Genomic DNA, 13,187 nt, shown 5'->3' on the forward strand with positions numbered 1-13,187 from the left:
TGTCGTTTCCTTAGTTCTGGGCCATTTGCGTGGCGGCGTCATATGCCGCCTGAGCAGTTTCAACTTGGACAACCAATGCGGTGACCGACGGCCCAATAATATCGGTAACAAGGGCGGGATAGATGCCCAAAAGCAGGGTCATGATAACCAGCGGTGTAAAAATCCAACGCTCACGAGTCGTCATGTCGGTGATGGTTTTCAGGCTTTCCTTGATCAGGTCCCCCATGACGACGCGGCGATACAGCCACAGCGCATAGGCCGCCGACAAGATCACACCGGACGTGGCCACCGCTGCGACCCACGTGTTGACTTGGAACACGCCAACAAGCGTCAGGAATTCACCAACGAAACCAGATGTACCCGGAAGGCCCACGTTTGCCATCGTGAAGAACATAAAGATCATCGCGTAGGCGGGCATGCGGTTCACAAGACCACCGTAGGCATCAATGTCGCGGGTGTGCATGCGATCATAGATCACTCCAACGCACAGGAACAAGGCGCCGGCGATAAAGCCGTGTGAAATCATCTGGAAGATCGCGCCGTCCAGACCCTGCTGGTTAAACGTAAAGATGCCCATGGTCACGAACCCCATGTGGGCGACGGATGAATAAGCGATCAATTTCTTCATGTCCTCTTGCACCAGCGCCACAAGGGAGGTGTAGACGATCGCTATCGCAGACATCCAAAGCACCAGCGGCGCCATAACATCAGAACCCACAGGGAACATCGGCAGCGAGAAGCGCAAGAAGCCGTAGCCGCCCATCTTCAACAGGATCGACGCCAGCACCACAGAACCCGCCGTCGGGGCCTGAACGTGCGCGTCCGGCAGCCATGTGTGGAAAGGCCACATCGGCATTTTCACAGCGAAGGATGCAAAGAACGCCAGCCATAGCAGCGTCTGCATGCCGCCGACGATCTGTATACCAAGGATCGCGAAGTCATCGGTGCCAAACGGAAAGCCCATCAAGGATGGAATATCTGTCGTGCCAGCCGCCGAATACATGCCGACCATAGCCACCAGCATCAGCACCGAGCCGAGGAAGGTATAAAGGAAAAATTTGAACGACGCATAAATGCGGTTCGCTCCGCCCCAGATGCCGATAATCAGGAACATCGGGATCAATCCTGCCTCAAAGAACAGGTAGAACAAAACAAGGTCCAGCGCCATGAACACACCGAGCATCAGCGTTTCCAACAGCAAAAACGCGATCATGTATTCTTTGACACGGGTGTTAACCGACCAACATGACGCGATCACGATTGGCATCAGGAACGTGGTGAGCATCACAAACAGGATCGAAATCCCGTCAACACCCATTTTGTAGTTTAGCCCCATGATCCATGTGCGTTCTTCGACGAACTGGAACCCTGTATCCTGCGGGTTAAACCCGATCAGAATGAACAGTGACACAAGGAATGTCATCGCGGTGGCGGCCATAGCCAGCCATTTGGCATTGCGCTGTGCTGCCTCATCATCGCCGCGCAAGAACAGCGCAAGGATACCAGCGGCAATCGCGGGGATGAACGTGGTGATGGAAAGCAGGTTATCCATTATTCATAGTTCCCCGTGATCGTGAAGTAGGTGAGGATCACCGCAAGGCCGATTACCATGGCAAACGCGTAGGTAAAGACATAACCGGACTGCGCGCGCCCCGCGAGGCGGGTCAGCATCGGAATGATCCCGAGTGCGATTCCGTTCAAGCCGCCGTCGATGACATTGCCATCGCCGCGCTTCCACAGGAACCTGCCCAGCCACATAGCGGGTTTGATGAAGATAGCCGCGTAGAGTTCATCAAAATACCATTTGTTGAGCAGGAAGTTGTAGAGTGGCGCCTGCTGCTTCGCCAGCTGACGCGGCAAATGTGGACTGCGGATATAAAACAACCACGCCGTGGCAAATCCGAGAACCATCGCGATAAACGGTGACAGCTTGACCCAGATCGGGACGGAATGCGCATCATCAAGAGTGGTATTGTCAGGCGACACATAGATCGCGCCCTGACCGGGCTCACCCACAAAGGCGTAGTGACCCTCTGCTTGGCCTTCGGCTGCGTCATAGCCGTTTGCCTCATCATTGGTGGTTTCGTCACCGTGGTTTTCGACAGCCTCAACGGCATGATCAACGTCGCCCTCATCGCCGTGCGCGTCCTGTTCCGCGTACGCCACACCAAAATATTGGCCGACATATTTCGCATTTCCAAAGAATGGCTTGTAGAACAACATGCCGGCACAGACCGCACCAATCGCCAGGATCGCCAGCGGCGCGAGCATCACGTTGGGCGATTCATGCGCATGTTCGTGCGTATGCTTGTCGCCGCGCGGTTTGCCATAGAACGTCAGGAACATCAGACGCCAGCTGTAGAAACTGGTGAACAGCGCTGCCACGACCAGCATCCAGAATGCATAGCCTCCGCCAGCGGCATAAGCCGATTCAATGATCGCATCCTTGGACACGAAGCCCGCAAAACCAACGGGGAACCCGATATCCAGCAATGGAATACCAAATCCTGTGATCGCCAGCGTACCGATCATCATCGCGCGGAAGGTCCATGGAAGTTTGTGGCGCAAACCGCCGTAGTTTCGCATGTCTTGTTCGTGGTGCATCCCGTGGATCACCGACCCCGCACCAAGGAACAACATCGCCTTAAAGAACGCATGTGTCAGCAGGTGGAACATCGCCACGGAATAGACACCAAGGCCCGCGGCCACAAACATGTAGCCCAATTGCGACATCGTTGAATAGGCGATGACGCGTTTGATGTCGTTTTGCACCAGACCGATTGTCGCCGCCACAAACGCCGTGGACGCGCCAATATAGACGATGAACGTGGTGGCAGACGGGGCGAATTCCATAATTGGCGACATGCGACAGACAAGGAAAACACCCGCCGTCACCATGGTCGCGGCGTGGATTAGGGCCGACACTGGGGTCGGGCCTTCCATAGCATCCGGAAGCCACGTGTGCAGGAACAATTGCGCAGATTTACCCATGGCGCCGATGAACAACAGCACAGCGATCACTTCTGCGGCGTTCCAATCGCGCCACAAGAAGGTCAGCGTGGTTTCGGCCAGCGCTGGGGCCTCGGCAAAGATCACATCAAAGTTGATCGATCCGGTCAGGTAGAAGATCGCGAATATGCCCAGTGCAAAGCCAAAATCGCCCACACGGTTCACCACAAACGCCTTGATCGCGGCGGCATTGGCGGATGGTTTTTTATAGTAAAAGCCAATCAACAGATAGGATGCGACGCCAACGCCTTCCCACCCAAAGAACATCTGCACAAGGTTGTTGGCTGTGACCAGCATCAACATCGCGAAGGTAAAGAACGACAGATAAGCAAAGAAACGCGCCTTATACGCCACGCCTTCGCCGAAGTTTTCGTCGTGCGCCATGTAGCCGAACGAATACAGGTGAACCAAGGCCGAAACCGTATTGATCACCACAAGCATGATCGCCGTCAGGCGGTCCATGCGGATGCCCCACGACGCGTCTAGCGTGCCCGATTGAATCCAGCGCATCAGTTCGATCGTGTAATAACCATTTTCATGGGCAGTGGCGTCGAACGTCAGCAGGATTATCCAGCTCAGGAACGCCGCGAGGAACAACAGGCCGGTGGTCAGCCACTGGGCCGCCGCCTCACCGATTATTTTCCAGCCAAAGCCGGCGACAATGGCACCGACCAGCGGGGCGAAAAGAATGATGGTTTCCATGGGTCTTAGCCTTTCATGACGTTGACGTCTTCGACGTCAATCGTCCCGCGGTTGCGGAAGAAACATACTAGAATCGCAAGACCGATGGCGGCTTCTGCCGCAGCAACCGTCAGCACGAACAGTGTAAACACCTGCCCCGCGAGGTCGCCAAGATAACTGGAAAAAGCCACGAAGTTGATGTTCACCGCCAGCAGCATCAACTCGATGCTCATCAACAGAATGATCACGTTCTTGCGGTTCAGGAACAGCCCGAAAATGCCGATAACAAAGAGGGCGGCCGCGACCGTTAGATAATGTTCAAGTCCGATCATAATTACAGTCCCTGCCCCGGTTTGACGTCTTTGAGTTCCATCTGTTTCGCAGGATCGCGTGACATCTGCACCATGACGTTCTGGCGTTTGACATCCGTGCGGTGGCGCAGAGTAAGCACGATCGCCCCGATCATCGCGACCAACAGGATCAGACCCGAAAGCTGGAAGATCAGGAAATAATCATCATAGAGCACCAAGCCAAGCTGTTTGGTGTTTTCAACGTCCATGATCGGTTGCACGAGGCGGGTTTCAAACCCGTCCGAATAGTCCCAAACGCCGAATGCCAGCGCCAGTTGCATCAACAAAACAACGCCGATCAGCAGGGCGAGCGGCATGTAGCGGGCCATTTCAGCCTTGAGTTCGGCGAAATCCACGTCAAGCATCATTACAACGAACAAGAACAACACAGCGACCGCGCCGACATAGACGATGATCAACAGCATCGCGACAAATTCCGCACCGAGCAGCACAAACAGGCCTGCCGACGACAGGAATGCAAGGATCAGCCACAGCACCGAATGCACAGGGTTGCGCGCCAGAACAGTCATCAGTCCGCCGCCAATCGTCGTCACCGCGAAGGCGTAAAAGGCAATCACTACTGGGGTCATGTGTCTTTTTCCTTCTTTGCGACGTCTTTGTCGAAAACGGCCTTAGCCAATTCCATCGCTTTGGTCATCGCCGGTGCGCCGCCAAACATGCCAGCCATCGCGATTGTTTCGCTCACTTCTTTGTGGGTCGCGCCTGCTTCTAACGCATGGCGCACCGTCAATCTGATCTGCGGTTCAGCCATCATCCCTTGTGCAAGGCCGCCCTGAATAGTCAGGCCCTGCAGTGTCAACAACAGTTTGGTCTTGGCGTCCAGCGCATCAGGGTTGGCGCCTTTGCCCAAAAACTGTTCCAGCAATTCCTTGGACATCGTCGGAAACAGGTCTTCGACCCCCTTCATGGACTCTTTCATGACATCGGCAAATTCAGGGCTCACGCCCTTTGCCCAGTCCTGACCGGCCTTCATCCATGCATCAAAGGGGTTGTTTTGATCGCTCATCGGTACGGTGCATCCATTTCAAGATTGCGGGCGATTTCGGCTTCCCACCGGTCGCCGTTATCAAGCAGTTTTTCTTTGTCGTAATACAATTCTTCACGGGTTTCCGTGGAGAATTCAAAATTAGGGCCTTCCACAATTGCGTCCACCGGACAGGCTTCTTGGCAGAAACCGCAGTAGATGCATTTGGTCATGTCGATGTCATAACGCGTCGTGCGGCGCGACCCGTCATCGCGTGGTTCGGCATCGATGGTGATCGCTTGCGCGGGGCACACCGCCTCACACAATTTACAGGCAATGCAACGTTCTTCGCCATTTGGATAGCGGCGTAATGCATGTTCGCCGCGAAAACGCGGGCTCAGCGGGCCCTTTTCATGGGGATAGTTCAGCGTCGCCTTTGGCGCGAAGAAGTATTTGAACCCAAGGCGGAAACCCTTGGCAAAATCAGCCAACAGAAAGTACTTCGCAGCGCGGGTGTAATCGATTTCAGTCATTTCAGCCTCCCACCGCCCAGCGGGCCCAAAAGCCGCCGAGCACTTCAAATTTTGCAAGGAATGCCACCAACACGACCCAGAACAACGACAGTGGCAGGAAGACTTTCCAACCAACGCGCATCAATTGGTCATAGCGGTAGCGTGGCGTAATCGCCTTCACCATGGCGAAGAGGAAGAACACCAATGCCATCTTCAGGATCAGCCAGCCAATTCCGTCTGGCAGGAACGGCAAAGGTGACAACCAACCACCAAGGAACATCAGCGACACCAGGGCGCACATCAGCACGACGGCCAACAATTCACCGATCATGAACAACAAGAAAGGCGTGGATGAATATTCAACCTGATAGCCCGCAACCAGTTCGGATTCTGCTTCTGGCAGATCGAACGGTGGGCGGTTGGTTTCCGCCAGAGCGCTGATAAAGAACAAGATCATCATCGGGAAATGCGGGATAAAGTACCAGTTCAGCAGGCCCAAGTCGCCACTTTGCGCAGCAACGATATCGCCAAAGTTTAGCGATCCGGTCGTGATGATCACACCAATGATGATCAACCCAAGCGACACTTCGTAAGAAATCATCTGCGCTGCAGATCGCAGCGACCCCAAGAACGGGTACTTTGAGTTGCTGGCCCAGCCGCCCATAATCACGCCGTAAACCTCAAGCGATGATACAGCGAAAATAAACAAAACCGCGACGTTGATATCAGCCAACACCCAGCCGTCGTTGAACGGAATAACCGACCACGCAACAACGGCCAGTGAAAACGAAATCATTGGCGCCAAGAAAAACACCGCCTTGTCAGCGCCCGCAGGCACGACGACCTCTTTGACGATATACTTGATGAAATCCGCAAACGATTGAAGTAGGCCAAACACACCAACTACGTTCGGGCCTTTGCGCATCTGTACGGCGGCCCAGACTTTGCGGTCGGCGTACATCAGGAACGCCAAGGCCACCAAAAGCGGCACTAGGATCAACAGACATTGCCCGAGGATCAACAGGATGATCCCAAGATTGGTGTTGGTGAAAAATTCGACCATATTCACTCCCTTAACCCCTTGGCCCTCAGACCGTTGGGATAGATCGGCGCGCACATTCGGCAACCGTCACTTCCGCGCCTATCGTTCTTAGTCCACGTGGCAAAGCCGACGAGATGGTATAAACCGCATCCCCTGCCCAAATACCACCTTCTTCGTCCACGAGGGTGCGCACATTTCGCGCGAACCCATAGCCCCTGATCAATGCATACTGCGCCGCAGCACACTCCGCGTAATCCGTAACATCCTGCGCAGCGGTTGCGTTCGCCACTTTCACATGGAAATTAACCAGATCACCGTCCAGTAGGCGGGTTTCGATCCCGTCATAACGGATCGCACCCGTCGGATCGCTCGCGGTGGTTCCACATGCGGCAAGCGCTGCGAATGCTATGATCGCGAGGCGCATATCTACTCTGCCGCGATGGGCGCTTTCGCCCGCTTTTTGGCATTGCCGCTAAGTTCAGCCATCAATTCAGACGCCCGCGCAATCGGATTGGTCAGGTAAAAATCGGTGACGGCGGTTTTGAACGTCGCCTTACCGAGCTTGCCCGCCTTAACGGCCTTCCAGTCATTTTGCGCAACGACATCAATATCAGCCAGATGCGGATGCTCGGCCACCATTGCTTGGCGTAGACCTGCAAGGCTGTCCCAGTTCTGCTTGGCACCCATTTCGGCGGACAACGCCCGCAGAATAGCCCAATTTTCCTTGGCTTCACCAGGGGCAAAGCTTGCCCGCATCGCCAATTGTGGGCGACCTTCGGTGTTCACAAACAGCGCATTTTCTTCGGTATAAGCAGCGCCCGGCAGAATGATGTCGGCACGGTGTGCCCCACGATCACCGTGGCTGCCTTGGTAGATCACGAACGGGCCATCTTTTTCATGCGCTACCACTTCGATACTTGAGCGCGGGGCGATGTCGATCTCGTCAGCGCCCATGTTGTAGATGACGTCAGCAGCTTCAATCGCCTTCATGCCGTCCGCATTGGTTGCATCCACATCCATAGCACCAACGCGACCAGCAGCGGTGTGCAGGACCAGCACCTTGGACGATCCGGCCTCGGCCATCTGCATTGCAGTGCCCAAGACGGCAGATCCGTCTGCTTCGGTCAGCGCGCCCATGCCGACGATCATCAGTCCAGCAACGCCTTCATTGTCAGAATGATCCATCTCGGCCAGCTGCGCCAGCGCGTCACGATCCGTACCGATGTGGGTGTAATCGTATGACAAATCAATTGCTTCGCCGACAACCGCAACCTTCGCACCATTCAGCCAAGCCTTGCGGATACGGGCGTTCAACACCGGCGATTCAATCGCCGGATTAGTGCCGATCAGCAGGATCATCTCTGCGCTGTCGATATCTTCAATCGCGGCATTGCCTACATAACCTGAGCGATTCTTCCTCGGCAGTTTGGCATTATCAACACGGCATTCAACAACACCGCCCTGCCCTTCGATCAATTGCTTCAGAGAAAATGCAGCCTCGGTGCTGGCCAAATCGCCAACCAATCCTGCAACCTTTTTGCCAGCCATAGCAGCGGCCACAGCCTTGAGTGCTTCGTCCCAGCCCGCTTTGCGCAGCTTGCCATTCTCACGAATATAGGGGGTGTCCAAACGCTGGCGACGCAGACCGTCCCAGACGAAACGTGTCTTGTCGGAAATCCATTCTTCGTTCACGCCGTCATGGTTGCGCGGCAAAAGACGCATGACTTCGCGACCCTTCGTGTCAACACGGATGTTGGCGCCAAGGGCGTCCATCACATCAATGCTTTCGGTCTTGGTCAATTCCCAAGGGCGGGCGGTGAACGCGTAGGGCTTGGACACCAATGCGCCAACGGGGCACAAGTCAATGATGTTGCCCTGCATATTACTGTCCAGCGTTTCACCCAGATAGCTGGTAATTTCCGAATCTTCGCCGCGGCCAGTTTGGCCCATCTGCGAAATTCCTGCGACCTCGGTGGTGAAGCGCACGCAGCGCGTACATGAAATGCAGCGCGTCATATGAGTTTCGACCAGCGGGCCAAGATCAAGGTGATCAGACGCGCGTTTGGCTTCGCGGTAGCGCGAAAAATCGACACCGTAGGCCATCGCTTGGTCTTGCAAATCACACTCACCACCTTGGTCGCAAATCGGGCAATCCAACGGGTGATTGATCAGCAAAAATTCCATCACGCCTTCGCGTGCTTTCTTCACCATCGGAGAATTTGTTTTAACAACAGGCGGTTGGCCTTCGGGACCGGGGCGCAAATCCTTGACCTGCATCGCACATGAGGCGGCAGGTTTCGGCGGGCCACCTACGACTTCGACCAGACACATGCGGCAATTGCCGGCGATGCTCAGACGTTCGTGATAACAGAACCGCGGGATTTCAATGCCGGCTTCTTCGCACGCCTGTATGAGCGTCATAGCGCCCGACACTTCGACTTCGCGGCCGTCAATGATGATCTTGCGCAGATCGGGGTTCGCATCAGACATGGGGCGTGTTCCCTGTTCCCGTATGGCTTATCCACCTAGCGGACCCAAAGCACAGGACCGCCTATTCGTCTGCGTTCTACCGCGACACGAGGCGGTTTGCCAGCCCGAAACCTACGAAAAGGCACTGCAAATCTATGCACAAAACGACGCGGGCTGAGGTGGTAACCCCCACCCACACCTCAAGAATTAGGGAATGCCTTGCCTAGCGCAGCAGGCGTCCCACTTGTGTGTCTTGCGCGATTTGGGACCGTGCAACCGCGCAATAGGTCGCCGCATCATCAGTGCGAACGCCCAATGTTTCAAGGCGTGCGCGGGCAATCGCCTCAAGTCTGTCTTTCTCGGCACGATCATCAACGAAGGTGTCGAATTCAGCGTTGGAATAGCCAAGGTCCCGCAAATGCGACTTTAAACCGTATAAAAAGTTCAGGCCGCGCAACAGGCGGGCGCTGACGCCGTTGCATTTGTCACCGAGTTCATAGGCCATGCCTGTCGCGATCAGGCCTTCGGTGACACGTTCCACATTGGCGGGGTTTGCGGTCGCGGTTGTAGCTGTCATCGTCAAGCCAAACACGGCTGCGGTGATTGTCGTTTTTAGGGTCGTCATGACACAGGTCTCCAAAACAAACCGAGAGGTCTCAGCGGTTGAATAAGATGTCGGACAGGCGGCGCTGCTATTCAATAGCACGGTTCTGATATCGCCTATTTGGGCGGGTTTTAGCGGTTTTGTACAAAACTTTGACCGCCGTGTGCATGGTTTGTACAAAATTTCGCCGTAAGTATTTGTTTACGTTTTGGGCGATTTGGCGCGAATCCAGTCCCAGCCGAACGCACGCGCGCTGGGTCCGTTTTCGCGCAGGTCGTCGAGGCGCGCGAGCGCGTCTTCGCGGGTCGGCAACTGACCCTCCTCAATCCACCGCATGACGAAATGCTGCTCACCCAGCACCTCAAACCATTCGGCTTTGCGGTCCATGAATTTGGCATGGATGGTTTTGTACACGAACGCCTCAAGACTTGGCAGATCTTCCCAAACGGTGAGGTTGAACACCAGTTGCGGATCGTCGCCAATCGCGTTTTCGGTTTTGCCCGAGCCCTCGGTCGCACCCTCAGACATCCAGACGAATCCGGGCATGCGTTTTCCAAGGCCATTAATGCGATCAAGGTTGTCCATGAATTCTTTGACGCGCAGATCATCCGTGGGGGCGAGAAGACGGCCAATGTTGAGTTCGGCGAGGTGCATCAGCCCGCAACCTTGAAGTATTCCCAGACCACAATGCCCACAACGACAAGGAGAATCACAGCGGCAACAAGCGTTAAGATCGCAAAAATAGCACAGAACGCGCCGCCTGCTACTGCGCCAACAATTGCATAACCGACGGTCGCCAATGTCGATGCCTCACCGATTAGAGCGACGAGCCAGCCGATGGCTGCGCCAACGATAGCGCCAATGACGCGTACGCGTCTGCTGCCCTCCATCCCGTGGGGGCCAAAGAAGTCATAAAAATCAAACATATCCACGCTCTGCGTTGTGTCCGCGCCAATCTAGGAAAGATTAATACGCCCGTCCACCTGCATAAGCGCGCGCCCGATAACGCGGAGGCGCGCTGTCGCGCATCACTCCGCCGCGACGGGCCCGCGTTTGTGGGCGATGCGGTCTTCGATCTCGCCCCTGAAATTCTTGATCAAGCCTTGGATCGGCCATGCAGCAGCGTCGCCAAGCGCGCAGATCGTGTGGCCTTCGACCTGTTTGGTCACGTCCAGCAGCATATCGATTTCGCTCACGTCGGCGTCGCCTTTGACCAGACGGTCCATGACGCGCATCATCCAGCCTGTGCCTTCGCGGCACGGGGTGCACTGGCCACAGGATTCGTGTTTGTAAAATTTGCTCAACCGCCAGATCGCTTTGATCACGTCGGTATTTTTGTCCATCACGATGACGGCGGCGGTGCCCAAGCTGGACCCCTTTTCCTTAAGCCCGTCAAAATCCATGATCGCATCGCGCATGTTTTCGCCGCGCACCATGGGTACGGACGATCCACCGGGGATCACGGCCTTGAGATTATCCCAGCCGCCACGAACACCACCACAATGCTTTTCGATCAGTTCTTCGAACGGAATCGACATGGATTCCTCAACGACGCACGGATTGTTCACATGGCCGCTGATCGCATAAAGTTTGGTGCCGGAGTTGTTGGGGCGACCGAAGCCTGCGAACCAATCAGGCCCACGACGCAGAATGGTCGGGACGGTCGCGATGGATTCGACGTTGTTCACCGTCGTTGGGCAGCCATACAGACCCGCGCCAGCCGGAAACGGCGGCTTCATCCGTGGCATGCCCTTTTTACCCTCTAAGGATTCAAGCAATGCGGTTTCTTCGCCGCAGATATAAGCCCCTGCCCCGTGGTGCAGATAGATGTCGAAGTCCCAACCGGATTTGCACGCGTTTTTGCCGACCATGCCAGCGTCGTAACATTCGTCAATCGCCGCTTGCAGCGCTTCTTTTTCGCGGATGTATTCGCCACGAATGTAGATGTAGCAGGCGTTTGCGTTCATTGCGAAGGACGCGATCAGGCAACCTTCAATCAATGTATGCGGATCATGGCGCATGATTTCGCGGTCTTTACACGTGCCAGGTTCGGATTCGTCGGCGTTGACCACAAGGTAGGACGGGCGACCGTCGGATTCTTTCGGCATGAACGACCATTTCAGGCCCGTCGGGAAACCCGCACCACCGCGACCACGCAGGCCAGATGCCTTCATCTGATCAACAATCCAAGCGCGGCCCTTTTTGATGATGCCAGCTGTGCCATCCCAATGGCCACGTGCCTGCGCGCCTTTCAGCGTGCGGTCATGCATCCCGTAAAGGTTGGTAAAAATGCGGTCTTTATCAGCGAGCATCATGGGCCCCTTCCGTCAGTAGCAAAGCATCATTTATCACGGGTCTTTTGCCACAGCTTCCATGTCACCACCAGTGACCAAATGAACGCACCAAGCGAGATCAGGTAGAACAGCATTTCAACCCGTGCCGGTGCGCCAAGGGCGCGGGTCAGTTGCGGCGCAAAAATGCTGAGCAATCCAGCGCATGCAATGACGATGGCGGCTTGTCGGCCGAGGCGGGCGGTGTCTTGATCTGGTCGATTTTCCATGGGGTGTTTGTGGCGTGTGCCCGATCAGAAGAAAAGAGGCGGACGCAAAAGAAAAGGCCCGCGCGGTATATCCGGCGGGCCTTTGGTCGTAATATTTCAGAGTTGCGTTACTTTTTGGAGCGTTTAGAGAATTCAGTGACACCGCCCTTAGCCAGCGTTTTCGCCTGTTTGATCCATTCGTCACGCACGATCCGGCCCTTGAACTTGAGGCGGCTGTCGACCCATTCGACTTCGGCCTTGCGCCATGCGGCGACCTGATCAAAGTGATAAAAGCCCAACTCGTTAAGGGTCTTTTCGAGCGCGGGACCAACACCCTTTAGAAGTTTAAGGTCATCGGCCCCGCTTTCGCGTGCCGCTGTCAGTGTCGCAGGCTTGCCGTCTGCGGCGACTGGCGTGGCTTTGGCTGCTGGCGTTTTTGCGGCTTTTGCTGTCGCAGGGGCTGCCTTGGCCGCAGTGGGTTTTGCAACTGGTTTGGCCGGCGCGGACGGTGCGGCTGTCGCTGCGGGCTTGGCGGCTTTGGCAACCGGTGGGGCAGCAGCGGGTGCGTCAGATGCGCCAGTCAAGGCGACTGGCGCGGCGGCAAGCGCGGCCGCAGGTGCCGCGCTGGACGTTGGTTTGTTCATCCCGGTTGCGCCCGAACCTAGCGCGGCTGTGTCGGTTGCGCCGCTGGCGGACGTCGATTGATCAGCGTCGTCTTCGCCCCAACCCAACCACAACACGATCCAAGTGATGATCGCGACGATCACACCGATCACAAGGGACCCAAAGCCGCCAATATTCAAAATTGCATAAGACACTAGCAAGGCGACAATGCCAAACAAGGCTGCGATGGCGAGGATGCCGGTAAACTTAGAGGATGTATTCATTTCTTAACCCTTCCAGATTTAAACGCGAACTTTCCCAACCCCGCGCGATAATTGCGCAAACTTTAGCCGCGTCGCCTGCACTTGATAAGGGGGAGAGGCGCGAAAAAGC

General features: G+C 55.6%; 15 protein-coding genes. All 15 read right to left on the bottom strand.

The window, feature by feature from the left end; all coding sequences use genetic code 11:
• Nucleotides 1–10 precede the first annotated feature (10 nt).
• Nucleotides 11–1,552, bottom strand: a complete 1,542-nt coding sequence (locus OA238_RS15675; RefSeq protein ID WP_015495924.1) for an NADH-quinone oxidoreductase subunit M — start codon at nucleotides 1,550–1,552, stop codon at nucleotides 11–13.
• The gene (gene nuoL, locus OA238_RS15680) at nucleotides 1,552–3,711 is read right to left on the bottom strand and encodes an NADH-quinone oxidoreductase subunit L (protein WP_015495925.1); all 2,160 of its coding nucleotides are present in this window, start codon (nucleotides 3,709–3,711) and stop codon (nucleotides 1,552–1,554) included. Before nuoL ends, OA238_RS15675 begins: the two co-directional genes overlap by 1 nt.
• Before the next feature lie 5 nt (nucleotides 3,712–3,716).
• Complete coding sequence (gene nuoK, locus OA238_RS15685) at nucleotides 3,717–4,022, bottom strand: NADH-quinone oxidoreductase subunit NuoK (RefSeq protein WP_015495926.1); 306 nt, start codon at nucleotides 4,020–4,022, stop codon at nucleotides 3,717–3,719.
• 2 nt (nucleotides 4,023–4,024) lie between these two features.
• Entirely contained in the window at nucleotides 4,025–4,630 is a 606-nt protein-coding gene (locus tag OA238_RS15690; protein ID WP_015495927.1) for an NADH-quinone oxidoreductase subunit J, read from the bottom strand.
• Nucleotides 4,627–5,067 (bottom strand): carboxymuconolactone decarboxylase family protein, encoded by a 441-nt coding sequence (locus OA238_RS15695; RefSeq protein ID WP_015495928.1) that lies wholly within the window; start codon nucleotides 5,065–5,067, stop codon nucleotides 4,627–4,629. Before OA238_RS15695 ends, OA238_RS15690 begins: the two co-directional genes overlap by 4 nt.
• On the bottom strand, nucleotides 5,064–5,558 hold the full coding sequence (nuoI, locus tag OA238_RS15700) for an NADH-quinone oxidoreductase subunit NuoI (protein ID WP_015495929.1): 495 nt from the start codon (nucleotides 5,556–5,558) through the stop codon (nucleotides 5,064–5,066). Before nuoI ends, OA238_RS15695 begins: the two co-directional genes overlap by 4 nt.
• 1 nt (nucleotide 5,559) lies before the next feature.
• The gene (gene nuoH, locus OA238_RS15705; protein ID WP_015495930.1) at nucleotides 5,560–6,600 is read right to left on the bottom strand and encodes an NADH-quinone oxidoreductase subunit NuoH; all 1,041 of its coding nucleotides are present in this window, start codon (nucleotides 6,598–6,600) and stop codon (nucleotides 5,560–5,562) included.
• A gap of 25 nt (nucleotides 6,601–6,625) precedes the next feature.
• Nucleotides 6,626–7,003: a hypothetical protein gene (locus tag OA238_RS15710; RefSeq protein WP_015495931.1), complete on the bottom strand. Its 378-nt coding sequence runs from the start codon at nucleotides 7,001–7,003 to the stop codon at nucleotides 6,626–6,628.
• 2 nt (nucleotides 7,004–7,005) lie between these two features.
• Nucleotides 7,006–9,069, bottom strand: coding sequence for an NADH-quinone oxidoreductase subunit NuoG (gene nuoG / locus OA238_RS15715; protein ID WP_015495932.1), 2,064 nt, complete (start codon nucleotides 9,067–9,069; stop codon nucleotides 7,006–7,008).
• A 202-nt stretch (nucleotides 9,070–9,271) separates the two neighbouring features.
• The gene (locus OA238_RS15720; RefSeq protein WP_015495933.1) at nucleotides 9,272–9,673 is read right to left on the bottom strand and encodes a DUF5333 domain-containing protein; all 402 of its coding nucleotides are present in this window, start codon (nucleotides 9,671–9,673) and stop codon (nucleotides 9,272–9,274) included.
• A 180-nt stretch (nucleotides 9,674–9,853) separates the two neighbouring features.
• Nucleotides 9,854–10,306 (bottom strand): DUF3291 domain-containing protein, encoded by a 453-nt coding sequence (locus OA238_RS15725; protein ID WP_015495934.1) that lies wholly within the window; start codon nucleotides 10,304–10,306, stop codon nucleotides 9,854–9,856.
• Nucleotides 10,306–10,578, bottom strand: coding sequence for a hypothetical protein (locus OA238_RS15730; RefSeq protein WP_015495935.1), 273 nt, complete (start codon nucleotides 10,576–10,578; stop codon nucleotides 10,306–10,308). Before OA238_RS15730 ends, OA238_RS15725 begins: the two co-directional genes overlap by 1 nt.
• A gap of 102 nt (nucleotides 10,579–10,680) precedes the next feature.
• Nucleotides 10,681–11,964: an NADH-quinone oxidoreductase subunit NuoF gene (gene nuoF, locus OA238_RS15735; protein ID WP_015495936.1), complete on the bottom strand. Its 1,284-nt coding sequence runs from the start codon at nucleotides 11,962–11,964 to the stop codon at nucleotides 10,681–10,683.
• Between the two features lie 29 nt (nucleotides 11,965–11,993).
• A complete protein-coding gene (locus OA238_RS15740; protein ID WP_015495937.1) occupies nucleotides 11,994–12,212 on the bottom strand; it encodes a DUF5337 family protein in 219 nt (72 codons plus the stop codon).
• 107 nt (nucleotides 12,213–12,319) lie between these two features.
• Entirely contained in the window at nucleotides 12,320–13,078 is a 759-nt protein-coding gene (locus tag OA238_RS35110; RefSeq protein ID WP_015495938.1) for an NADH:quinone oxidoreductase, read from the bottom strand.
• Nucleotides 13,079–13,187: the final 109 nt, after the last annotated feature.

It is taken from the genome of Octadecabacter arcticus 238 (genome assembly GCF_000155735.2).
In the GTDB taxonomy this organism is placed as follows: Bacteria; Pseudomonadota; Alphaproteobacteria; order Rhodobacterales; family Rhodobacteraceae; genus Octadecabacter; species Octadecabacter arcticus.